Source organism: Pedobacter aquatilis (genome assembly GCF_030409415.1).
GTDB classification, from domain to species: Bacteria; Bacteroidota; Bacteroidia; order Sphingobacteriales; family Sphingobacteriaceae; genus Pedobacter; species Pedobacter aquatilis.
The window spans coordinates 1-22,259 of sequence record NZ_JAUFPW010000021.1 but is presented as its reverse complement, the minus strand read 5'-3'; the positions used below and the strand labels follow the sequence as shown (position 1 = coordinate 22,259).

22 protein-coding genes are annotated in these 22,259 nt (G+C 36.7%); 16 read left to right on the top strand and 6 right to left on the bottom strand.

What is annotated here, in order from left to right:
- The first annotated feature begins 499 nt into the window (after positions 1–499).
- From QWY86_RS09560 to QWY86_RS09520, 9 genes are all read left to right on the top strand, one after another.
- Positions 500–1,519 carry an asparaginase gene (locus QWY86_RS09560; protein ID WP_290241317.1) on the top strand — a complete coding sequence of 340 codons (1,020 nt, stop codon included), beginning with the start codon at positions 500–502 and terminating at the stop codon, positions 1,517–1,519.
- 81 nt (positions 1,520–1,600) lie between these two features.
- On the top strand, positions 1,601–2,299 hold the full coding sequence (locus tag QWY86_RS09555; protein WP_290241316.1) for a gamma-glutamyl-gamma-aminobutyrate hydrolase family protein: 699 nt from the start codon (positions 1,601–1,603) through the stop codon (positions 2,297–2,299).
- A gap of 194 nt (positions 2,300–2,493) precedes the next feature.
- A complete protein-coding gene (locus QWY86_RS09550) occupies positions 2,494–4,443 on the top strand; it encodes a beta-N-acetylhexosaminidase (RefSeq protein WP_290241313.1) in 1,950 nt (649 codons plus the stop codon).
- On the top strand, positions 4,443–4,913 hold the full coding sequence (locus QWY86_RS09545; protein ID WP_290241311.1) for a CYTH domain-containing protein: 471 nt from the start codon (positions 4,443–4,445) through the stop codon (positions 4,911–4,913). Before QWY86_RS09550 ends, QWY86_RS09545 begins: the two co-directional genes overlap by 1 nt.
- A 235-nt stretch (positions 4,914–5,148) precedes the next feature.
- Positions 5,149–5,610: a BON domain-containing protein gene (locus QWY86_RS09540; RefSeq protein WP_290241309.1), complete on the top strand. Its 462-nt coding sequence runs from the start codon at positions 5,149–5,151 to the stop codon at positions 5,608–5,610.
- 8 nt (positions 5,611–5,618) lie between these two features.
- Entirely contained in the window at positions 5,619–6,041 is a 423-nt protein-coding gene (locus tag QWY86_RS09535) for an SH3 domain-containing protein (protein WP_290241307.1), read from the top strand.
- Between the two features lie 93 nt (positions 6,042–6,134).
- Positions 6,135–6,440, top strand: coding sequence for a hypothetical protein (locus QWY86_RS09530; protein ID WP_290241304.1), 306 nt, complete (start codon positions 6,135–6,137; stop codon positions 6,438–6,440).
- Positions 6,440–7,207: a DUF3667 domain-containing protein gene (locus tag QWY86_RS09525; protein ID WP_290241302.1), complete on the top strand. Its 768-nt coding sequence runs from the start codon at positions 6,440–6,442 to the stop codon at positions 7,205–7,207. The genes QWY86_RS09530 and QWY86_RS09525 overlap by 1 nt, the downstream gene beginning before the upstream one ends.
- A 2-nt stretch (positions 7,208–7,209) precedes the next feature.
- Positions 7,210–7,392, top strand: a complete 183-nt coding sequence (locus QWY86_RS09520; RefSeq protein WP_290241300.1) for a KOW motif-containing protein — start codon at positions 7,210–7,212, stop codon at positions 7,390–7,392.
- Positions 7,393–7,674: 282 nt separating this feature from the next.
- Here QWY86_RS09520 and uvrA read toward each other — a convergent pair whose 3' ends face one another.
- Positions 7,675–10,518, bottom strand: coding sequence for an excinuclease ABC subunit UvrA (gene uvrA / locus QWY86_RS09515; RefSeq protein WP_290241299.1), 2,844 nt, complete (start codon positions 10,516–10,518; stop codon positions 7,675–7,677).
- Between the two features lie 331 nt (positions 10,519–10,849).
- On the opposite strand from uvrA, the gene QWY86_RS09510 reads away from it, so the two are divergent.
- A complete protein-coding gene (locus tag QWY86_RS09510; RefSeq protein ID WP_290241297.1) occupies positions 10,850–10,984 on the top strand; it encodes a hypothetical protein in 135 nt (44 codons plus the stop codon).
- Positions 10,945–11,409 (top strand): hypothetical protein, encoded by a 465-nt coding sequence (locus QWY86_RS09505; RefSeq protein ID WP_290241294.1) that lies wholly within the window; start codon positions 10,945–10,947, stop codon positions 11,407–11,409. Before QWY86_RS09510 ends, QWY86_RS09505 begins: the two co-directional genes overlap by 40 nt.
- Positions 11,410–11,624: 215 nt before the next feature.
- On the opposite strand, the gene QWY86_RS09500 is transcribed toward QWY86_RS09505, so the two are convergent.
- Positions 11,625–12,590 (bottom strand): hypothetical protein, encoded by a 966-nt coding sequence (locus tag QWY86_RS09500; RefSeq protein ID WP_290241292.1) that lies wholly within the window; start codon positions 12,588–12,590, stop codon positions 11,625–11,627.
- A 141-nt stretch (positions 12,591–12,731) separates the two neighbouring features.
- On the opposite strand from QWY86_RS09500, the gene QWY86_RS09495 reads away from it, so the two are divergent.
- Together QWY86_RS09495 and QWY86_RS09490 are read left to right on the top strand one after the other, a co-directional pair.
- Complete coding sequence (locus tag QWY86_RS09495; protein ID WP_290241290.1) at positions 12,732–13,802, top strand: serine hydrolase domain-containing protein; 1,071 nt, start codon at positions 12,732–12,734, stop codon at positions 13,800–13,802.
- Positions 13,803–13,890: 88 nt separating this feature from the next.
- Positions 13,891–14,337, top strand: a complete 447-nt coding sequence (locus QWY86_RS09490; RefSeq protein WP_290241288.1) for an SRPBCC family protein — start codon at positions 13,891–13,893, stop codon at positions 14,335–14,337.
- 61 nt (positions 14,338–14,398) lie between these two features.
- On the opposite strand, the gene QWY86_RS09485 is transcribed toward QWY86_RS09490, so the two are convergent.
- Both QWY86_RS09485 and QWY86_RS09480 read right to left on the bottom strand, forming a co-directional pair.
- Positions 14,399–15,445, bottom strand: coding sequence for a ferredoxin--NADP reductase (locus QWY86_RS09485; RefSeq protein WP_290241286.1), 1,047 nt, complete (start codon positions 15,443–15,445; stop codon positions 14,399–14,401).
- A 153-nt stretch (positions 15,446–15,598) separates the two neighbouring features.
- Positions 15,599–16,372: a lytic transglycosylase domain-containing protein gene (locus tag QWY86_RS09480; RefSeq protein WP_290241284.1), complete on the bottom strand. Its 774-nt coding sequence runs from the start codon at positions 16,370–16,372 to the stop codon at positions 15,599–15,601.
- A gap of 263 nt (positions 16,373–16,635) precedes the next feature.
- On the opposite strand from QWY86_RS09480, the gene QWY86_RS09475 reads away from it, so the two are divergent.
- The 3 genes from QWY86_RS09475 to QWY86_RS09465 all read left to right on the top strand — a co-directional run bounded on the left by QWY86_RS09475 (position 16,636) and on the right by QWY86_RS09465 (position 19,748).
- Complete coding sequence (locus QWY86_RS09475) at positions 16,636–18,063, top strand: pseudouridine synthase (RefSeq protein WP_290241282.1); 1,428 nt, start codon at positions 16,636–16,638, stop codon at positions 18,061–18,063.
- An 81-nt stretch (positions 18,064–18,144) separates the two neighbouring features.
- Complete coding sequence (locus QWY86_RS09470) at positions 18,145–19,254, top strand: lactonase family protein (RefSeq protein ID WP_290241280.1); 1,110 nt, start codon at positions 18,145–18,147, stop codon at positions 19,252–19,254.
- Positions 19,254–19,748 carry an SRPBCC family protein gene (locus QWY86_RS09465; protein ID WP_290241278.1) on the top strand — a complete coding sequence of 165 codons (495 nt, stop codon included), beginning with the start codon at positions 19,254–19,256 and terminating at the stop codon, positions 19,746–19,748. Before QWY86_RS09470 ends, QWY86_RS09465 begins: the two co-directional genes overlap by 1 nt.
- Before the next feature lie 408 nt (positions 19,749–20,156).
- Here QWY86_RS09465 and QWY86_RS09460 read toward each other — a convergent pair whose 3' ends face one another.
- Together QWY86_RS09460 and bshA are read right to left on the bottom strand one after the other, a co-directional pair.
- Positions 20,157–20,603 (bottom strand): KTSC domain-containing protein, encoded by a 447-nt coding sequence (locus QWY86_RS09460; RefSeq protein WP_290241276.1) that lies wholly within the window; start codon positions 20,601–20,603, stop codon positions 20,157–20,159.
- Positions 20,604–20,757: 154 nt separating this feature from the next.
- On the bottom strand, positions 20,758–21,903 hold the full coding sequence (gene bshA / locus QWY86_RS09455) for an N-acetyl-alpha-D-glucosaminyl L-malate synthase BshA (protein WP_290241275.1): 1,146 nt from the start codon (positions 21,901–21,903) through the stop codon (positions 20,758–20,760).
- Positions 21,904–22,259 lie beyond the last annotated feature (356 nt).

Here is a 22,259-nt window from a genome sequence, read left to right as displayed (position 1 = left end):
TGTTTGTTGATGTCATGGGGGTTGTTTCGAAAGCACAAAGGAACTGTTTTTACAGTTCCTTACCCTATGATTCCCTTAAGTTAATGACATTGCCCCAACCCCTCCAAAGGGGGATAGCATGATGCAAACCTGTACTAAGAAAAGAATTGCTAACTCCGAATAACATTTGCATCTTATACACGAAAATGCCTTTCCGTTTAGCTAGGCCAAAGCACCAAATCCACGTTTTACTGAAATCGGCCTAACAAATTTTCGGGGTACACAGAATAATCCAATTAACTGGCTTTAATAGTAAAATTTTAAGCCGACACTTTTGTTTCTTTTTGTGTAAAAAGAAAAAAGCCCGTCCGGCCAGGACAAATAATAAATCCTCCCCCTGCCCCATCCTAAGAGGGTAGCATGATGCAAAACCCGCATTCATTGTTAATTCATTGAAAACAAATCCGCGAATTACAAATCTTTTGCGTTCTTTTGCGCTGAGCAACCTATTACCAACCAAATGACAAAAATATTGATAATTTATACCGGTGGAACCATCGGTATGGTAAACGATCCAGACAATGGAATGTTAATTCCCTTTGATTTTGAGCAAATAAAAAATAACGTTCCAGAACTTAGCCGTTTAAATTATCAATTAGATGTACATTCTTTCGACCCGGTTTTGGATTCTTCAAACATGGATCCCGAAATTTGGAAAACCTTAGCCGAACTCGTTCATAAAAACTACGATTTATATGATGGCTTTGTTATCCTTCATGGCTCCGACACAATGGCTTTCACGGCATCGGCTTTAAGTTTTATGTTAGAAAACTTAGCCAAACCTGTGGTTTTGACCGGCTCTCAATTGCCTATTGGGCAAATCCGTACCGATGCCAAAGAAAACCTAATTACTGCTTTAGAAATTGCCGCCACAAAGGAAAAAGGCAAGGCACTTGTGCCCGAAGTTTGCATTTATTTCGACGCCCAGTTATTTAGAGGTAACCGTTCCATCAAATACAATATCGAAAAATTTGAGGCCTTTCGTTCACCAAATTATTCGCTTTTGGCAGAAGCGGGTGTACATTTACAATTTCATACTAACTATATTTTAGAAGCACCCGAAGAGCGTTTGAACTTGCGCACTAACTTTAACCCAAATATTGGGGTACTCAAACTTTATCCGGGCATTACACCTCAGGCGGTTCTCGCTATTACCGAATCAAAGGTTGATGCCATAATTTTGGAAACCTTTGGCTCTGGCAACACCACAACTGCACAATGGTTTTTAGATAGTTTGAAACAAGCCACAGAAAGCGGAAAAATTGTTATCGACATTTCGCAATGCAAAAAAGGTTCGGTACAATTAGGCCGTTATGAGACCAGCAGAGAACTACAGCAAATGGGCATTTTGAGTGGTTTCGATTTAACTTTTGAAGCTACGGTAACCAAACTGATGTTTGTAATGGGCTTAGGTTTACCTATTGAAGACAGCAAAAGGCTAATGGAAAAATCGTTGCGTGGCGAAATGACAAACGACTAATTTGTTTAATTTACCCTTTGCGATTTCAGCCTTTACCATTATTTTAGTTGCATATCTTCTTATCTTTAAAATAGAATTTTTATGCCCGATAAAATCATAATTGGTGTTACAGATTGTAGTAAATTCGAAATCTATCGCGATTGGGTTTTAAGTTACGATGAACGAGTTGAAGTGATTCAGCTTGGCTACAAACTCAATAACTTTGAGGAGATTAAAAATTGCGATGGCATTGTTTTAACAGGTGGTGAAGATGTTCATCCTAGATTTTATAACCAACCTGAATATTATCCTTACTGTTATGATGATGATATTGATGAGCAGCGTGATGAGTTTGAATTCAAAGTTTTAGCGTATACAGAAGAAAATCAAGTACCAGTTTTGGGCATTTGCAGAGGTATGCAGGTTGGCAATGTATTTTTCGGCGGCAACTTAATTCCTGATATTCCAATCTGGGGCAAATTTGACCATGGAAAAATGCCTGATAAAAGTGACAGGTATCATGAAATTTTTGTAAATCCATCCTCTTGGTTAAGCCAGATTGTAAATACTGATAAAGGATTGGTAAACAGCAACCATCACCAAAGTACTGATAGAATGGCAAAGGGTTTTGTTGTGAGTGCCATTACTGCCGATGGAGTTGCCGAAGCCATGGAACGCCTTCATCCCGAAGAAAAATCCTTTTTACTTTTTGTTCAATGGCACCCGGAGCGTTTAAAGGATAAACAAAGTCCGTTTAGCAAAAATTTACACAGTGCATTTATTAATGCGATTGTAAAGTAAATTATTTTTTATCGCAGAGAAAAATAAAGATAAACGTAAAGAACACAAAGCTGGATATTTAGCAGCTTAATCTTCTTTTCCTTTACTAAAGACTTTGCGCTCTTTGCGGTTTAAAATTGCCACAAAACCACTGTAAATCTTTTTTATTAAATTGCCGATTAATAATTTTCAATTAATCATCAGTAAAATATTTAATGAGAAAGCTATTCCTGATTATTTCCTGCTGCATTTTTACAGCGAATGTTTATGCGCAAACCATTATTAACGAAACTGAAATTGGCGATGGCGATGCAGTCGCAGTACAAACGCCAATTGCAATTATTCCCGAACCGGTTTCTTTAATGAAGAAAAGCGGCACCTTTACTTTGCCAGAAAATGTAACCATTCATGCGGTAAAAAGTGGCGAATTGAAACAATCGATTGCTTTTCTAACGGATAGAATCACAACATCAACTGGCAAATTTGTAAGTACGGCGAACAGTGCAGCACATCCAACTATAAAATTAATTCTGAATACTCAGGAAGATGCGCAACTTGGAAACGAAGGCTACAAACTGAATGTTAATCCAACACAAATTGTAGTTACGGCTAATAAACCTGCCGGGATTTTTTGGGGCGTACAATCCTTAATCCAGTTATTCCCGACTCATATTGAAAGCAAAGAATTAGTAAAAAACGTAAAATGGCAAGCACCATGTGTGGATGTAATCGACTATCCAAAATTGGGCTGGAGAGGTTTAATGTTTGATGTTGCCCGTCACTTCTTTACCAAAGATGAAGTAAAACGTTTCATCGATGATATGGTTCGTTACAAGTTTAACTTACTGCATTGGCATTTAACAGATGATGAAGGTTGGAGAATCGAAATAAAAGGTTTACCTAAACTTACAGAAGTTGGTGCCTGGAGTGTAAAAAAAGTTGGCACATTTGGCGATTTTATTCCGCCTACAGCTGATGAACCACGTACTTATGGTGGTTTTTACACTCAAGATGATATCAGAGAAATTGTGCAATATGCGCAAGAGCGTTTTGTAAATATTATGCCCGAAATTGATGTTCCCGGACATAGTTTAGCCGCCATCGCTTCTTACCCTGAATTATCTTGTACACCTGATGCAGTGAATTACAAGGTACGTTCTGGCGAAAAAATTATGGATTGGAGTCGTGGAGCGCCGCCATTGGCATTGGTTGACAATACCCTTTGTCCGGCAAACGAGAAAGTTTATGTATTCTTAGATTCTGTCATTACGCAGGTTGCTAAACTTTTCCCATTCGAGTACATACACATGGGTGGAGATGAAGCGCCTCATAATTTCTGGGAGAAAAATGAACAGGTTAAGCAACTGATGCAACGTGAAGGATTAAAAACCATCCCTCAGGTACAGGCGTATTTTGAGAAACGAGTAGAACAAATCGTGGTTTCAAAAGGTAAAAAATTTATGGGATGGGATGAAATTTTAGAAGGTGGTGTTTCGCCGACGGCTTCTGTTATGAGTTGGAGAGGTTTAAAATATGGTATTCAGGCATCAAAAGACAAACACAATGTTGTAATGAGCCCAACCGATTTTGCTTATTTGGATTACATGCAAGCCGATGTGATCACAGAACCTAAAGTTTATGCCTCACTTCGTTTAAATAAAACTTATCAGTTTAATCCAATTCCGGCAGGTGCAGACCCAAAATACATCATTGGCGGTCAGGCAAATTTATGGACAGAGCAGATTTTTAATTTCCGCCAGGTGCAATATATGCTTTGGCCACGAGCATTTGCTATTGCTGAATCGGTTTGGAGCCCGATTGAGAAGAAGAACTGGGTTAATTTTGTAGATAGAACTGAACAACATTTTCAGCGTTTAGATTTAGCAGAAACAAAGTATTCAGCTGCAATTTATGATCCTGCGATTAGCGTTAAAAGGTCGCCAGATAAGCAACTAATGATTGAACTTACACCAGAAATTGAAGGCCTGGATATCTATTACAGTTTTGATAATTCTACCCCAGATCGTTTTTATCCAAAATATACTGCTGCAATTACGCCGCCAAAAGATGCTAGTATGCTGCGTATAATTTCTTACAAGGGAAAAAATCCTGTTGGCAGATTAATTAGTTTACCTATCGCCGATTTACAGAAGAGAAGTAGATAATGGGAAAAGAAATCGAAAGAAAATTTCTGATTGATTTAACAGCATGGACTAAGTTAGAAAAGCCCGCCGGAAAACATTTAAGGCAAGGCTATATTTTAACCGAGCCAAATAAAACCATTAGGATAAGAATTTCAAATGATAAGGCTTGGCTAACCATCAAGGGTATATCAACTGGCGCAACGCGATTGGAATATGAATATGAAATTCCTCTGGAAGAGGCCAAAGAATTATTAGACAATTTCTCGGAAGCCGAATTGGAGAAAACCAGATATGAAATAACTTACAAAAATAAACTTTGGGAAGTTGATGTCTTTGCCGGTGATAACAATGGTTTAATCGTTGCCGAAATTGAGCTTAGAACTGAAGATGAAGTTTTCGAAATCCCCAATTGGGTTGCAGAAGAAGTTACACACGAGCAGAAATATTTCAATTCCAATTTAACTAGATATCCCTTTAAAGATTGGAAATAAGTAATTAGAGATTTAGTGTAAAAAAGGTTCGCAGCATCGCGAACCTTTTTTGATTAATAGATAATCAACGCAACTTTCTATTTGTGAATAAATAAATCTAATCCTTTCATTTCCTTTTAAACTCATTTCCTATATTCGCTAATTCAAAATATCATCCTTGTTTAATTTTTAAATCGGTTATCCCCATAAGAACTGATTGTTAGTAGAATTTTTAAACAATATCAAATACAAAAGGATGAAAACAACTAAATTTTTAATGAGTGTGGTTATTGCTGCAACGCTATTTTTAGCAAGCTGCAAACCAAAAGATGCAGATATTTTAGCTGCAGTACAAGCAAAAGAGCCGGCAGGTGTTACAGTTTCTGTTGTTAAAGGCGATGTAACTTTAACTGGTGAGGTTGCAGACGAAGCAGCGAAAGCTAAAGCAGAAGAAATTGCTAAAGCAGAAAAAGGTGTTAAATCGGTAATTAACAGCTTAACTATTAAAACTGTAGCTCCAGTAATTATTGCACAAGATCAGGTTTTAACCAAAAATGTTGCTGATGCTACTAAAGATTTTCCAACCGTAAAAGCTGAAGTTAAAGATGGCGTGGTTATGCTTACAGGAGAAATTAAAAAAGCTTCGCTGATTACCTTGATGCAACAACTAAGTGCATTAAAACCTAAGAAAATCGACAATAAATTAAGCGTAAAATAACCGAAACAATGGCATTACAAGATAAATATAAAGCACTAACGGATGCTGCAGCTAATGCAGGCGTTTTAAATTTAGCCGTACGCGAGCAAGACGGCATTTTATATGTTGATGGAACAGCAGGTAACGCTACAACGAAAGATAATCTTTGGGAGATATACAATCAAATCGACCCAAATTTTGCTTCCGGAGATTTAGTTTTAAATGTTAACGTAGCTATTGATGTCGCGGTAACTCAAGCAAAGGTTATTACAAAGAGTAGCAATTTAAACATCCGTAAAGGACCTGGAACCGACCAACCGATTGTGGGTAAAGCGGCTCACGACGAAATTATAACGCTTGTTAACAGAAGTAATGATTTATGGTGGCTGGTGCGTACTAAAAATGGCGAAGAAGGTTATTGCTATGCGCAATACTTAGAGTCACAAGCTTAATAATCAAATTAGTAAAGCGTCCCGGTTAATTTCGGGACGCTTTTTTATTTAAATACTAAATGACTTTATACAGCTTTCCAAAAGGTGAAATAAATGAAAAAAGATACTATAACTTTTGCTAAATTCGGCTTTGCATCAATAGACCAAACATTTATGAAAGATAACTTATCAAATCAAAGTCTGGAATCTCTTATTAAACAGAGAAATCTATTAAAAGGCGTTGCTATTGGATTTGGCGTTGTATTACTTTTAGCATTTACAATTATTTTGTATGTTGCCTTCCAAAAGAAAAACTTCGGACTAATTGCTGTGCTTCCAGCAAGTATGATAACATTGCTCCCAATTCTGATACGTTTCGGTCAAATCAATACAGAAATAAAATCTAGACAAGTTAATTAGTGAATACAAACGCTCCATCCCTTCACCACAATTGCTTAAACTGCAATCGTGAGGTTACCGAAAATTACTGCCAAAGTTGTGGGCAAAAATCCAGCACACATCGTTATTCTTTAAAACATTTTGTTGAACATGATTTTATTCATGGTGTGTGGCATGTTGATAAAGGTGTATTATATACAATTAAACAACTTTTTACCAGACCTGGACATAGTGTAAGAGAATTTATTCAAGGTAAACGTGCTAAATTTTTCAGTTTTGTAACCTTAATTGTTCTAATTCTTGCAATTTCTGGATTGCTAGCACCGTACATTCATATTCATATTTCTGATTTAATGCCAGAAAGCAGTAAAGCTGCCATGAATACTTTGGAAAAATTTTCTACCAAATATCCTAAAGCAACAATACTGATATTAATCCCACTTTATTCGTTATTCAGTTTCTTCTGGTTTAGAAAAGCCAGATTAAATTATAGCGAGCACTTGGTACTAAACTCTTACAGAACTGCAGCAGAATTAATACTTAGTTTAGCCTTCTCTATTTTTACCATTTTTTATACCAATATTACTACACTGCTATTTGTTTATTACTTTATTGTTGGCTTAGGTGGAATGATATATGCCATATGGTTTTACAGCCAATTTTTTGGCGGTTATGGCTATTCAAAAAAAGCCGCATTATTTAGGGCGATAATGGTTCCTGTTTCTTACCTGTTTTTATCAGGAATTATTGGTTTTGTGATGGGCTTTGCAGGAATGGCGGGCAAATAAATATGAGTGAAATAAACTTTCTACAAGATGGAGATAACTGCAAGGTTATTCATGGAACACACAAAGGAAAATCAGGAATTGTTAAGGATATAAATACGAGCAAAACCGGGCACATTACCATAACGGTTTTGCAAAGCGATGGTATTCGGTTTAAAACATTAGGCAGAAATGTTGAGGTTTTATAAAATAAGCTTTTTTCTATTATCCTTTGGTTGAAACCAAAGGCAATGAAATTGTAAAGCATCTAAAATGCACATCTATTAAAATTCATTATTCATTGCAGGCTGCTTTAGCTGCCTGTATCTTTCATAATACACTTCTGCTTTAGCCAACAATTATTCTAAATAGCAAAAATAGATTTGAAATAAACAGATGCTGAAATAAATTCAGCATGACAAAAGCCCTATCAATCACATCATTGTAAACTGTATCCTAACAATTCAGCAATTAACAATCTATCAATTCCCTTACAACTCCATTTCCTTTTTCAGAAACTTTCCTGTCAAACTAATCGGGTTTTGGATTAAACCCTCGGGCGTACCTTCGAATAAGATTCTACCGCCACCAGCGCCACCTTCTTCACCTAAATCGATAACCCAATCGGCAACTTTTACCACATCTAAATTATGTTCAATTACTAAAATCGTGTTGCCCTTATCTACCAATTCTTGCAGAACACCCAACAATACATTAATATCTTCGAAGTGTAAACCAGTTGTCGGTTCATCTAAAATATAGAAGGTTTTACCCGTATCTTTCTTTGATAATTCTGTAGCCAGTTTTACCCTTTGCGCTTCACCTCCTGATAAAGTAACCGAAGATTGCCCCAAAGTAATGTAACCTAAACCCACATCTTTTAAGGTTTTTATCTTGCGGTAGATGTTCGGAATGTGCTCAAAATAAACGCAGGCATCTTCAATACTCATATCCAAAACATCACTAATCGACTTTCCGCGGTAACGAACTTCCAGAGTTTCTCGATTGTATCTCTTACCGCCGCATTCTTCGCAAGGCACTTGCACATCTGGTAAAAAGTTCATTTCAATAACTTTCATACCGCCACCTTGGCAAGTCTCGCATCTTCCACCCTTTACGTTGAAAGAAAAACGACCTGGTTTATAACCACGGATTTTAGCCTCAGGCAACTGAACAAATAAATTTCTGATATCAGAAAAAACACCTGTATAAGTTGATGGATTAGAACGTGGCGTTCTGCCGATTGGTGCTTGGTCGATTTCGATAACTTTATCAATTTCCTTTAAACCTGTAATTTTCTCATAAGGCAAGGGTGTTTTTTTCGCCCTAAAGAAATGGTGATTTAAAATCGGGTATAAAGTTTCGGTAATTAAGCTTGATTTTCCACTACCTGAAACCCCAGTTACGGCAATAAATTTTCCTAAAGGAAAATCTACTGAAACATCTTTTAAATTATGTCCATGCGCTTTAATGATAGACAGTTTATGTCCATTACCTTTACGTCTGACTTTAGGAATTTCGATGCCTTTTTTACCATTTAAATATTGTGCAGTTAAGGTATTCGACTTTAAAATCTGCTTTGCTGTACCTTCTGCAACCACGGTTCCGCCGTGAATACCTGCACCCGGACCAACATCAATAACCCAGTCTGCTTCCAGAATCATATCCTTGTCGTGCTCCACCACCAAAACGGTATTGCCTAAATCACGTAGGTTTTTAAGCGCATTAATTAAACGTTCGTTATCCCTCTGGTGCAAACCTATACTGGGTTCATCCAGAATGTACATCACATTCATTAATTGCGAACCAATTTGTGTTGCCAAACGAATACGTTGCGCCTCGCCACCAGAAAGCGTACGAGCCGTTCTATCTAAGGTTAAATAAGTTAAACCAACATCAGTTAAGAAACCAATACGGGCTTTAATCTCTTTTAAAATTTCTTTAGCGATGATATTCTGACGTTCTGAAAGGCGTTCATCTACGTTTTCGAACCATTTGAAAAGGTTGCTGATATCCATCGACGATAAATCGAAAATGTTCATACCATCAACCTTAAAATGCAAACTTTCTTTCTTTAACCTAGCGCCATTACATTCGGGGCAGGTTTTAAGTTTACGGAAAGCATCCATATCATCAACCGCAGCCTCGCTCCGCTTTTCGTTTTGCTCTTCGAGCATTTTAATTATACCATCGAATGTAATGTTATAATTCTGAACATTCCACTTGTTGTATTCAACCTCAACTTTGATTAAATCGTTCGCACCGTTTAAAATGATATTGATAACCTCATCGCTTAATTTTTCAATTGGCGTAGATAAAGAGAAGTTGTATTTTTTAGAAAGAGATTTTAAAACCTGGAACATCCAGGTATCGCGGTACTCGCCAAGCGGTGCTAAACCACCATTTAAAATACTCAGTTTAGGATTCGGCATTACCGATTCCTTATCCACCACAAAAATATAACCTAAACCATCGCAACGCTCACACGCACCGTAAGGCGAGTTAAAAGAGAAACTGTTTGGTTGAGGCTCATCGTAAGAAATTCCGGTAGTTGGGCACATTAAAAACTTGCTGAAATGCGCCACATTATTATCCTTATCGCTGATTTTGATAACGCCCTTACCCATTTTCATGGCAATTTGAAGCGAATCTAACAGACGTTTTTTATCTTTTTCATCGATAATTAATCTATCAATTACAACTTCAATATCGTGGATTTTATACCTATCCACCTGCATTTTTGCCGTAATATCCTTAATCTCTCCATCAACACGAACCTTTGTATAACCTTGCTTACGAACCTGCTCAAATAACTCGCGGTAATGCCCTTTTCTACCCTTAACAATAGGCGCAAGAATATTTACCGCAACACCATCAAACTTTTTGTAGATATTTAGAAGAATCTGGTCTTCGCTCATGCGCTCCATTTTCTCACCTGTATTGTACGAGTAAGCATCTGCAACACGAGCATAAAGCAAACGCATAAAATCGTAAATCTCGGTGATGGTACCCACCGTAGAACGTGGGTTTTTACTGGTGGTTTTTTGTTCTATGGCAATAACCGGACTTAAGCCCGAAACCTTATCCACATCCGGGCGCTCCATACCACCCATAAACTGGCGACTGTAGGCACTAAACGTTTCCATGTAGCGGCGTTGTCCTTCGGCGTAAATGGTATCAAAAGCCAACGAAGACTTTCCACTGCCACTCAAACCGGTTATAACAACCATTTGATTGCGGGGGAAACTCACATCTATATTTTTTAAATTATGTACCCTTGCTCCGTAAACTTCTACATCTTTTTGCTCGCCAAGGTCGATAGATTTATTGCTCATATTTTTTTAAAAAGGTTGAGGAATTTTAGGCCCGAAAAAAGGCAAAATTCCAATCGGCAAAATTGCTAAAAATTTTATCAAAATGAAAGGTTAACACCATCTGTATTACGGTTTAATTGTCATAATTATTTGCACACGTTTCGCTTAGCTTTTTTAACATTTTGATTGCCTCGCTATATTAACATCAGGCGCAACATAGGGTTTTGTATTTTTTAATTTTTGGTTACTCAAAGCGGATAATTTGTTTGAAGCTTGACTTAAATTTATTAGTTTTAGAAGAATAAATTTTACGCTACTCTTTATATACGACAATTAAACAAACCTGACACTTATGGAGAATAATTTAAATAACGATTTAAAAAATAAAATTAAGGGACTTGCATTATACCAAATTGTTGGCGGTCTGATTGGTATGGGGCTTACAATATGGTTAATGGCAAAACAATTACAATCACTGGACTTCTAATTTTGATTTTTATTTTTGCCGCTGGACTTTATTCATTCTCTATTTACTGCGGACAGCTATTATTAAAAGGAAAAATAAAAGAAGGACTTAAACTTTCGACAATTAATCAGGCTTTGCAAGTGATTAATTTTGCAATTTTTGGATTTAGCTTCAAGTTTGTTGCTGGACTGATACTGTCCATTGGTATTGACTACACTAACGACTTTAATTTCACTTTTAATTTTTCATTTCCCGGATTTCAATTCAACATAAACAGTAACGGAGAATTGGTAACGGTTGGATTTAACATTGTTGCAATTTATTTGGTTTATTTCATTAATAAAATACAACAGGAAATTGATAATAGGGAGACTTTATTTAAGACATCCCAAAACATCGACAATTTTATAATAAATTCGACTACAGAAAAAAACCATCTAATTTAAGTGTACTCTTTTTCAGCGGTCACCTAAATTTAAAATACAAACAATGACTTTGACTGAAAATATTGCAGTTGCAAATTGGTTGGGTTAGTGCTGAGTTTCGGTCGGAGACCTTAGCTTCAGTTAATGATTTAAGTGACCTATGAAACTATAAACCAGAAATATCAATTGAACTTGCAATTCAAACCGAAGACTTTGTTAAAGAAATATGGAATTAGCTACTCCCTCCCCCTATTCCTCAAAAACCCAGACGACAATCCAAAACGCATATAAGCATACTTATCTTGAAAATAAATATTATAATTATCCTCGCCATAATAGCCAACCGCAGCCATTAAAAATACGTTATGCATAAAAGAAAAGCTATAATTAAAATTGATTTCTGCATTCAGCCGCTTTTGAATATTAGCTAAATTTCTCTCTGGAATTTTATTAACCGCATAACTAATCTCTGCATTTAGCCTCCAGGTTTCTTTTTCGCTCTTTTTATTGTTTTGCATTAGCGATTTTCGCTCCATTTCATCATATCTTCTAAAAGAAAAATTATATAACAATCGAGTAAAGCCAAAACCATCGTCCAAAACAGGTTCGTACCTGAATAATTTGTGCGTTTGCAAACCTACCCTATGATTTAAAGTGTAATATTTTGTATCGCCTGCGGCGGAAGCGAGTAAATGACCAAAGCGATAGGAAAATGTAAGATAATTTGCATTGAAATTGCCATTGATGGTATTAATGCTCCCATCAGGATTTCTGGCATCCTGATCTTGTCCGTTAGAATGGTGCGTAAAAGCCAGTTCTGCATATTTATAATCGTTAGGGTTTCTATTTAAACGAGCGTACAAGGCCCCACCCAAACGATAACTGGGTGTACGAACCGCGGCCGAGAATTCATTTCGCACCCGAACGGTAAAATCGGGAATAATGGAAAAAGCAATTGGCGATTTATAACTACCCAAAAGCATATAAGTTGTAGTTAACCGCCCATTAATTACATATTTTGAGGGCGCACCAATTTCTCCAAAAGGCGATGTGTACGCTAAGTCTGCGTTTTCTTTGTAGAGGCTAACATAAGCCTTATTGGCGATTTCCCTTTTAAACGATAAAGAATCCTGATTACTCATTTGCGCAAATAAGAACACCGGAAAGATTATAATCAGGAGCGATAGGAGATGTTTCTTCATTACCCAATAAACGTTTGTTCGCGAAGAACGGTTTTATAATTCTAGAGAAAGGAAGGAAATGTTTAAATTACCAAAAAAAAATCAGACGTCCTCCCTTTTAAACTTTCTCTTAAAAACCAGTCAAAGTTTAAAACGAACATTATGAAGAATCTAAACCTATTGTTGCTCATCTCTTTATCATTAATAAGTTGCAAAAAAGGCAGCAACCCAACACCAACCAATCCGGATACCGGAATCTATTTCCCGGCGAATGGCAGCACAACCTGGGAGACAACCACACCCGCACAGTTAAATTGGAACAGCAATGCTATTGCCGATTTAAAAACCTACCTCACGCAAAAGAATTCCAAATCGTTTATGATACTCGTTAACGGCAGAATCGTGATGGAAGAATATTTCAACGGACATACCGCATCAACTGAGTGGGAATGGAACAGCGCAGGCAAAACTTTAGTATCAACCACTACAGGAATTGCACAACAGGAAAACTTATTAAGTATCAATAATAAAGCCTCAGATTATTTAGGAACCGGATGGACAAGCATGCCATCTGACAAAGAAAACCTGATCACGGTAAGAAATCTACTCACCATGACTTCGGGCTTAGATGATACCAAACAATTTGTTGTAAAACCTAACCTCACATATATTGCCGATGCCGGAACAAGATGGGCCTACGGAAACGTGTTTCAAAAATTAACTGATGTGGTTGCCAAAGCCAGTAATAAAGATTTTGAAACCTACTTTAACGAAAAGCTAAAAAACAAAATCGGAATGGATGGTTTCTGGAACTTCGGTACAATTTACACCATTTACCACAGCAGTACCAGGAGTATGGCAAGGTTCGGACTTTTGGCCTTAAATAAAGGAAAATGGAAAGATGAGCAGATTATCAGCGAAGCATACTTTAACGATGCAATCAATACTTCGCAAAGTATAAATCCATCTTACGGTTATCTATGGTGGCTAAATGGTAAAACTAAGTTTATGATTCCTGGTGAACAAACCATTTACACAGGTGCTTTAGTACCAAATGCACCAACGGATATGTACGCCGCAATGGGCGCAAACGACCAACGGATTTACGTAGTACCAAGTAAAAAGATGGTTATTGTTAGAATGGGTAATGCATCAAATCCAAGCAACCCGAACTTTGCCGTTTCTGGTTTCGATAATGAGCTTTGGGCAAAAATAAATGCCGTAATTAATTAAATATTAAATACATAGACAGCCATCTCACATAAAACATCTGTTAGCTTAAAAAAATAATTTCATTAACTTTAAGATAAAAACAAATAAGATGGCAAATAACGTATCACTCCATAGAGTTTTGGCTGCAAGCCCTGAAAAAGTTTTTAAAGCATTTACAGATCCTGATGCTATGGCCGCTTGGTTGCCGCCATATGGCTTTGTTGGCAAGGTGCATAGTATGGATGTAAAAGTTGGTGGCAAATACAAAATGTCTTTCACTAATTTTACTACTGGCAACAAACAATCCTTCGGTGGCGAATATTTAGAGATTAAACCCAATGAATTTTTAAAATATACCGACCAGTTTGACGACCCGAATTTACCCGGACAGATGATTACCACAATAACTATAAAAAAGGTGATTTGTGGAACTGAACTTGTTGCAACGCAAGAAGGAATCCCTGAAGCCATCCCGGCAGAAATGTGCTATTTGGGCTGGCAAGAATCTCTTGAAAAATTAAAACATTTGGTCGAGCCAAATATTCCAGATGCTTAAATAAGAACGAAATTAAATAACAACAAAGATGATATTGGAGTGGAATTATAATTGTCAGAATTTAATTCCACTCAATTGTAGTTCCGTTTTCGGTTGGATGGCCGGTGCAAACTAGAACCCTGCCCCTTTCCAATTCATCATCGGTTAAAACTTCGTTATAATCCATACGAACATTTCCTTTGGTGCAATTGGCAACACAAGTGCTGCAAACGCCACCACGGCAACTATAAGGCAATTTAATTTTATGCTCAAGTGCTACGTCTAAAATCCGTTTAGGCCAGGGAATATCAAGATGATGAATTTCATCTTTAAAATTCAAAACAACCGAATAAGTATTTTTATCTACAACTTTTTCTGTACTGTCGTCCTCATCAACTTCATCTTCCGGCAATACAAAAGTTTCTCGTTTTATCTGTGCGATATCAAAACCCATTCCCAATAAAGTTATCCTGCATAAATCCATATAAATTATTGGTCCGCAGGTGTAAAAAAGCGCATCGCTACTATCAAAAATCAAATTTTCCTTTAACAATTTATCAATGTAAAATTTATTTAACCGGGCGGTCATTAAGTTTTTACTGTTGCTAAAAATCCAAATTACTTTTAACCTATCGGGATATTGTTCCTGCCATTCGCTTATTTCCTTATAAAATAAAGTATCTTCTAAAGAACGATTGCTGTAAACTAACGTGATTTTGGATTGCGTTTCTCTTACGAGTGCCGTTTTCATAATAGAGAATAAGGGCGTAATGCCTACACCTGCAGCGAAGAGAAAAACATCACGCTCTAGATTTTCATCAGGTAAATAACTGAATAAGCCCTGAGGTTCTTGAGCAAAGAGAACATCGCCGGCAACAGTTTTATGATGCAATAATCTGGAAATCTCCCCATTTTCTACACGCTTAACAGTAATGGCTAAAGGCTCATCCACATCAGGCGAACTGTTGAAAGAATATGAACGTCTAATCTCACCATTTCTGCCCTGAAAAACTAGCGATATAAACTGACCAGCATGGTACTCAGGATAATCACCCTCAACAGATTTAAGCTGAATGGTAATGTTGTCGCCTGGTTGGGGTTTTATTTTTTCTATTTGCAGTTTATACATATTGCAAAGAAAGGACTTTGAATGTAAACACTAAAGCTAAAAAATTAAAGATAAAAATTCCGTGAATTCTGTGATTCCGTGGCTAAAGGATTCTCGCAAAAAAAACGTCCTGAATTTACTTCAGGACGTTTACCAAATGCTTGTCTTTTATCTTTATTCGGCGTTATAAGCCAATAATTCTTTTGGTTTTTCGTAACCATAACGTGCCGGGTGCTCAATAATCTGTTTCATCGAAATCACTTTATATACGTAACCACCGGTTTCACGGTTAAGTTTCATTTTGTAGTAATTGTCTTGATTTTGATTATCGATTTGCCTGCGTAAGCGTCCATCGCCAACATTATATGCCGCAGCAACTAATGTCCAGCTTTCTAAACCTTTATACATTTCTTTAATGTACTTGCAGGCTGCAACTGTCGATTTACGTAAATTGTAACGTTCATCGGTATTGCCATTTACTTTTAACCCATAACTACGTGCTGTTCCTGGCATAAACTGCCAAACACCAGCTGCACCTTTGGGCGAAACGCCACCCTGCATTCCAGATTCTACTAGTGCTAAGTATTTAAAATCTTCAGGAATTCCATACGCTGCTAAAATCGGTTCGATAACGGGGAACCATTCTGCAGCCTTGCGTTGTAATCGATGTGTTTGTGTGTTATCGAATGTATGTGCCGCAAGGATTTTTTTCATTTTTCGCTCAACTCTTCTATCACCCAAAGGCAATGTTTCATCAGCAAAATTCAATCTGGCCATCAGAGATTTCGGCTCTTCTTTTTTTGGCGCTACTTTTTGGGGTATTTTAGTGTTTAATTTTTCTTCTTTTAAAAGACTTTTTTGTGCTAAGGGCATTTGGTAAGCGAACACTTTTGCCATAATAAATAGTGCTGACACTATTAAAAATGGTATGATGTGTTTCTTTAACATCTTCCTCCTTTTTTTGGTGAACTTATAAAAAACGTTGGCAAAGGTAAAAAATAATGATCAGATTATCAAGCACTTGCAAAATAAACCACCAAAATCGACCTTTAAAGTGCTTTAAACGTGGGTTTTAAATTTTGAATTTTAACTCCTTTTTGCTATTTTAGAGGCTATTTTTTTATCAAATTTTTACGCCGCTCAAAATTGTATTGTTCATCAATTTTGCCTAAATTTGCAGCCCGCATTTTAGGTGCGGTTAATTGCGTATCATGATAAATAAAAACAACAGGAACAGTCGGGATGACAAGTCCAAACCGGGCAGCCGGAAAACAGAAGGCAGAAGCAGTGCCGGAAGTTCTGACAGAAGAAGATCAGAAGACAAAGACAGTAAATTCAACAAATCATCCGATTCAAAAGAAGGCTTCAGACCTAGAAGCGCAGGCAGTAAAGATTTTAAATCAAAATCTTTCGGCGATAAAAAAGATTTCAAACCAAGAGGCGATCGTGATTTCAAATCGAAAAACGAAGAGCCTAAAGCTTTTAAATTTGGAGAACGCGAATTCAAATCAAAAGATGCAAAACCAGAAGGAAGAAGCTTTAAACCAAGAGAAGGAAGTTCTAGAGATTACAAACCGAGAACAGGAGAAAGAGATTTTAAATCAAAAGATGGAGCAAGAGACTATAAACCAAGAGGAGAACGTGATTTCAAATCTAAGGATGGAGATTCGAGAACTTTTAAACCGAGAACTGGCGACAGGGATTTCAAACCTAGAGAAGGCGGATACAAAGATTTCAAATCTAGAGGCGGAAGAAATGATGATTTCAAACCAAGCGCAGGAAGTTCTAGAGATGTAAAACCTAGAACTGCTGCTGATAGCAGACCTTTCAGAAAACGTGAAGAAGCTCAACCGAGAGATACGGAATTTAATCGCGAAGAAAGAACTGTAATTCAACAAGGTAGAAAAACAAACGAAGACAAAGGCTTAATTCGCCTTAACAGATATATTTCAAACGCAGGTATTTGTTCTCGCCGTAAGGCAGATGAACTGATTGCTGCAGGTATTATTACCGTTAACGGCGAAGCAGTTACTGAGCTAGGTCATAAAGTAGACCCGGCAAAAGACCTAGTTCGCTACAATGGCGAATTACTAAAACGTGAGAAAAAAGTTTATGTTTTATTAAATAAACCTAAAGATTACATCACTACAACTGATGATCCGCAGGAACGCCGTACCGTAATGCAGTTGGTAGACAAAGCTAGCCGCGAACGCATTTATCCGGTAGGAAGATTAGACCGCAATACCACAGGTTTACTATTAATGACAAATGATGGTGATTTAGCCGATAAATTGTCGCATCCGAAAAACGGAATTACTAAAATTTACAACGTAGAGCTAAATAAAGCTTTATCACAAGGTGATTTAAATAAAATTGCTTTCGGCTTAGAGCTTGAGGATGGTTTAATCAAACCTGATAATATCTCTTACGTTGCTGGTGGTACAAAAAAAGAAATAGGTATTCAAATACATAGTGGAAAAAACCGCATTGTTCGCCGTATTTTCGAACATTTAGGCTATTCGGTAGAAAAATTAGACAGAGTTGTTTATGGCAATTTAACTAAGAAAGATTTACCAAGAGGCAGATGGAGATACTTAGAAGAGCACGAATTGATTCAAATTAAACATTTGATAAAATAACAAAAAAGGCAACCAAACGGTTGCCTTTTTTGTTAGACTTATTTTTTCCCATATTTGTTTATATGCAAAACAGGAAATCCCATGAAAAAATATAACCTAATAATTCTATCTCTATTGATTAATACCATCGCCCTGGCGCAAAAACCGAATCACAATTTAATTATTGGTACGTATACCAACACTGGCAAAAGTGAAGGCATTTACACCTACAACTTTAATACTTTAACTGGCAATACCAAATTAAAATCCATTACAAAAGATGTTGCAAACCCAAGTTATTTAGCACTTTCTGCCGATAAAAAGTTTGCCTACAGTGTAAATGAAACTGGCGAAAGTAGCACGATAAGCGCCTTTAAATACAATGCAATTTCTGGAAAATTAACATTTATAAATAAAGTGAGCAGCGAAGGCGCCGACCCATGTTATATCACAGTTAAGGGACAGAATGTAGTAGTTGCCAATTACTCAGGGGGCACGTTGGCTGTCTTCAAAAGAAAGGCAGATGGTTCATTAACAGATGCAGTTCAGGTTATTAAACATACTGGTAAAAGCATCGACCCGAAAGGCAGGCAAGAAAGCGCACATGTACATATGGTTAAATTTACGCCAGATGGTAAATATCTAATTTGTAACGATTTAGGCGAGGATAGAATTTATACCTATGCTTATAATCCAACAAATAAAAACACGGTATTATCTTTAAAAAGCGTGCTCCCTACAAATGCAGGCTCAGGTCCAAGACACATAACCTTTACACCAAATGGCAAATTTGCTTACTTAGCTCACGAATTTAATGGCAGCATTACGGGCTATTACTACAGCAATGGTAGCTTAAAGAAAATTCAGGAAATCGGAACGACCGATAAAGCATTTACAGGAAAAATTGATGGTGCAGATATTCATGTATCTGCTGATGGAAAATTCCTTTACCAAACCAACCGAGGCGATGCAAACACCATTTCGGTATTTTCTATTTTACCTACCGGAATTTTAAGGTTAGTAGAAACGGTAAGCACATTAGGCAAGGGGCCAAGAAATTTTTCCATCGACCCGAGCGGCAAATTCTTATTAGTTGCACATCAATACACAAATAACGTAGTAATTTTTAAACGAAATACCATTACAGGAAAGTTAATCGATAGCGGAAAACGTATTGAAGTTGGCGCACCGGTTTGCTTATTATTTCAATAATGGAAAACTTCAATTGGACAAAATTCACCATTAGGATTGCCATAAAGGCTGATTTAAGAACCATTTACAACGCCTGGACAAAAGCTATAGAAATAGAAAAATGGTTTTTAAGCGATGCCGGGTTTTCTGATGAAAATAGTGTTATTTTAGACAAGAGCAGGAACGCCTTAAAAGGCGATAGCTACAAATGGATTTGGTACTTATATGATGATGTAGAGCGTGGTAAAATAACCGAAGCGAATCAAACAGATAACTTTCAGTTTACATTTGCCGGAAATTGCCTGGTAGATATAAAATTAAGGTCAGAATTTGAATACACTATTGTAGAGCTCACTCAAAAAAACATCCCGACTGATGATGATTCAAAACGCAATATTCGTTTAGGCTGTCACAATGGTTGGAGTTTTTACCTGCTCAACCTAAAATCTGTTTACGAAGGTGGTTTAGATTTAAGAAATAAAGACAATCGCTTTAAACCGATGTTGAATAATTAGATTTTTTTTTGGAAATGGTTGGTTCAGTATAGTTATAAAAACCACCCCTAACCCCTAATGTCATTAACTTAAGGAGAATGAAAAACATTCACATTTTTTATTTCCGTCTGGCTAAGCCTAAGTAATGCGCCTTCGTTAACCTTAAATCGGCCTAACAAATTTTTGGTAATAGCTTAACTAAGCCAAACCACTAACTTTAATACAAAAATTTTAAGCCGACAGTTTTGTTTCTTTTGCTGCCAAAAGAAAAAGGCCCGTCTGGCCAAGACGAATCTTTAAACTGTTAACGTTATCTAAGGCTTTAAGATTCCCGTTTTCACGGGAATGACGATCTAATTTAAAAACAACGATCTAATGAAACACCCCTAAAACAAGAAAGCTTCCTAAACAATCAGGAAGCTTTGAATTTTATGCTGGTTCTGCAACCTTTGTAACGTTGCGGTATGGATAAGAACTACAAATATGCCTACGGGCAAAACGTCCCGGAGAATCGGCGTTAACCAGTTTAATGTAGATGGCTCTTGGCACATCAAAGTACTCGTAAACACTTCCATCAAAAAACTGAACATTCAGTACCGATTGCTTGTATTCGAAATCTAAAATATTTGAATTGGTAATTGTGTTGGTATAAGTTTCGATATTTTGCGCACAAGTTTCAGGAGCAATGCTCACTAAAAAGTGATAAGCTTCGATAATTTCTTTACTTCTTGCTTCGGCCGCCAGCTTTTCCTCCTCAACCTGAAACTTATCAGGATGACATTCTTTCATCATGGTACGATAAACAGATTTCAGCAAGGCTAACTCTGCTGTTTTATCTACATTTAAAAGCTTTCTATAATCAACTATTTTTTTCATTTGCCGCAAAGGTACGATTTATAATGATTTGATTTTGAGAAAGTTTTGTTTTAACCATTATTAATGTATAAAGCTTTTGTTAAGATTGAAACCTAATCACGAAGCAAAGCCTCTAAAGCTTTGAAACACATCATAATCAACTAACTAAAATAAATTAATTCGTATTGGTTTGAAGCGAATTTTCTACAATCTCTTTATAATAATCGATGTATTCTGGCAAAATCTTTTTCAAATCGAAATCTTTTGCCCTGGTGTAGGCATTTTCTTTAAAATACTTAAGCGTTTCATCATTACTTAAAATGGTAATGGCTTTGTTTGCCATATCCTCCACATCGCCAACATCACACATGTAACCACAGAAATCATCAACATTTAACTCTGGCAAACCACCTGCGTTCGATGTAATTACCGGAACTTTACATGCCATTGCCTCTAAAGCTGCTAAACCGAAACTCTCAGATTCAGAAGGCATTAAAAACAAATCAGAAACCGATAAAATTTCTTCAACCGCATCTTGCTTACCCAAAAAGCGAACATGATCGCTAATGTTTAATGTACGGCAAAGTTGCTCATCATAAACCCGCTCCGGACCATCGCCAACCATTAAAAGTTTTGATGGAATAACTGCCTGTACTTTTTCGAAAACCCTAATCACATCAGATGTTCGCTTAACTTTTCTAAAATTTGAGGTATGAATTAAAATACGTTCATTATTTGGTGCAATTGCTTTCTTAAAGTGGTCTTTTGCCTGTAAACTAAAACGACTAAAATCTATAAAATTTGGAATAACTTTAATCTCCTTCGTAATTTCAAAATGATTGTAGGTATCATCCTTCAAATCCTGAGAAACAGTTGTAATACCGTCGCTCTGGTTAATAGAGAACGTTACAACAGGTTTATAGGTTGGGTCCTTACCAACTAGGGTAATATCGGTACCATGTAAGGTAGTTACTACCGGAATACGAATGCCGTAACTCGCCAATATTTGTTTGGCCATAAACGCCGCAGAAGCGTGTGGAATAGCGTAATGCACATGCAAAACATCTAACTGCTCAAAGCGAACAACATCTACCAGCTTACTTGCCAAAGCAGATTCGTATGGCGCATAATCAAATAACGGATAATCTCTTACAGATACTTCGTGGTAAAATAAATTTTCAGAGAAAAAATCTAACCGTGCCGGCTGACTATAAGTGATAAAATGAACTTGATGTCCTTCATTTGCAAGCGCCTTACCAAGTTCTGTTGCAACTACGCCACTTCCACCAAAAGTGGGATAGCAAACAATTCCTATCTTCATTATTATTGTATTGTTGTTAGCGCAAATGTAGCCGATTTTAATCTATTTTGCGTGTCGGCAAATTGCAATAATAATATGGCGATGTGATTATCTTAAAGTTAAGAAATGGAGCTTAACTTAAGCTTATAAATAAAATTAGAAAATTTAGGTTAGCAACATTTTGGCAACACCAGTCCCGTTGTTCGCTATATCTTTTTATTAAAGTTTGTAGATATTTCAAGTTTCTGCACCAAAAAGTATGTCGCTGCCACCCTACCGTGTACCCACATCTTTATTTTTATTTTTGTTTCATGTTTGGAACAGATTACAGTAAACTTTTTAACGATCTTAGGTTATCTAGACGAGGAGAAAGCCTA

What these genes read in the sequence shown, in the direction of transcription:
- QWY86_RS09550 (WP_290241313.1), top strand. Translation starts at nt 2,494, where the DNA reads ATGAGAAAGCTATTCCTGATTATTTCCTGCTGCATTTTTACAGCGAAT.
- QWY86_RS09485 (WP_290241286.1), bottom strand. Translation starts at nt 15,445, where the DNA reads ATGTATAAACTGCAAATAGAAAAAATAAAACCCCAACCAGGCGACAAC.
- QWY86_RS09535 (WP_290241307.1), top strand. Translation starts at nt 5,619, where the DNA reads ATGGCATTACAAGATAAATATAAAGCACTAACGGATGCTGCAGCTAAT.
- QWY86_RS09540 (WP_290241309.1), top strand. Translation starts at nt 5,149, where the DNA reads ATGAAAACAACTAAATTTTTAATGAGTGTGGTTATTGCTGCAACGCTA.
- QWY86_RS09505 (WP_290241294.1), top strand. Translation starts at nt 10,945, where the DNA reads ATGGTTAATGGCAAAACAATTACAATCACTGGACTTCTAATTTTGATT.
- QWY86_RS09500 (WP_290241292.1), bottom strand. Translation starts at nt 12,590, where the DNA reads ATGAAGAAACATCTCCTATCGCTCCTGATTATAATCTTTCCGGTGTTC.
- QWY86_RS09560 (WP_290241317.1), top strand. Translation starts at nt 500, where the DNA reads ATGACAAAAATATTGATAATTTATACCGGTGGAACCATCGGTATGGTA.
- QWY86_RS09555 (WP_290241316.1), top strand. Translation starts at nt 1,601, where the DNA reads ATGCCCGATAAAATCATAATTGGTGTTACAGATTGTAGTAAATTCGAA.
- QWY86_RS09495 (WP_290241290.1), top strand. Translation starts at nt 12,732, where the DNA reads ATGAAGAATCTAAACCTATTGTTGCTCATCTCTTTATCATTAATAAGT.
- QWY86_RS09480 (WP_290241284.1), bottom strand. Translation starts at nt 16,372, where the DNA reads ATGTTAAAGAAACACATCATACCATTTTTAATAGTGTCAGCACTATTT.
- QWY86_RS09460 (WP_290241276.1), bottom strand. Translation starts at nt 20,603, where the DNA reads ATGAAAAAAATAGTTGATTATAGAAAGCTTTTAAATGTAGATAAAACA.
- uvrA (WP_290241299.1), bottom strand. Translation starts at nt 10,518, where the DNA reads ATGAGCAATAAATCTATCGACCTTGGCGAGCAAAAAGATGTAGAAGTT.
- QWY86_RS09470 (WP_290241280.1), top strand. Translation starts at nt 18,145, where the DNA reads ATGAAAAAATATAACCTAATAATTCTATCTCTATTGATTAATACCATC.
- QWY86_RS09510 (WP_290241297.1), top strand. Translation starts at nt 10,850, where the DNA reads ATGGAGAATAATTTAAATAACGATTTAAAAAATAAAATTAAGGGACTT.
- bshA (WP_290241275.1), bottom strand. Translation starts at nt 21,903, where the DNA reads ATGAAGATAGGAATTGTTTGCTATCCCACTTTTGGTGGAAGTGGCGTA.
- QWY86_RS09490 (WP_290241288.1), top strand. Translation starts at nt 13,891, where the DNA reads ATGGCAAATAACGTATCACTCCATAGAGTTTTGGCTGCAAGCCCTGAA.
- QWY86_RS09530 (WP_290241304.1), top strand. Translation starts at nt 6,135, where the DNA reads ATGAAAAAAGATACTATAACTTTTGCTAAATTCGGCTTTGCATCAATA.
- QWY86_RS09465 (WP_290241278.1), top strand. Translation starts at nt 19,254, where the DNA reads ATGGAAAACTTCAATTGGACAAAATTCACCATTAGGATTGCCATAAAG.
- QWY86_RS09520 (WP_290241300.1), top strand. Translation starts at nt 7,210, where the DNA reads ATGAGTGAAATAAACTTTCTACAAGATGGAGATAACTGCAAGGTTATT.
- QWY86_RS09475 (WP_290241282.1), top strand. Translation starts at nt 16,636, where the DNA reads ATGATAAATAAAAACAACAGGAACAGTCGGGATGACAAGTCCAAACCG.
- QWY86_RS09545 (WP_290241311.1), top strand. Translation starts at nt 4,443, where the DNA reads ATGGGAAAAGAAATCGAAAGAAAATTTCTGATTGATTTAACAGCATGG.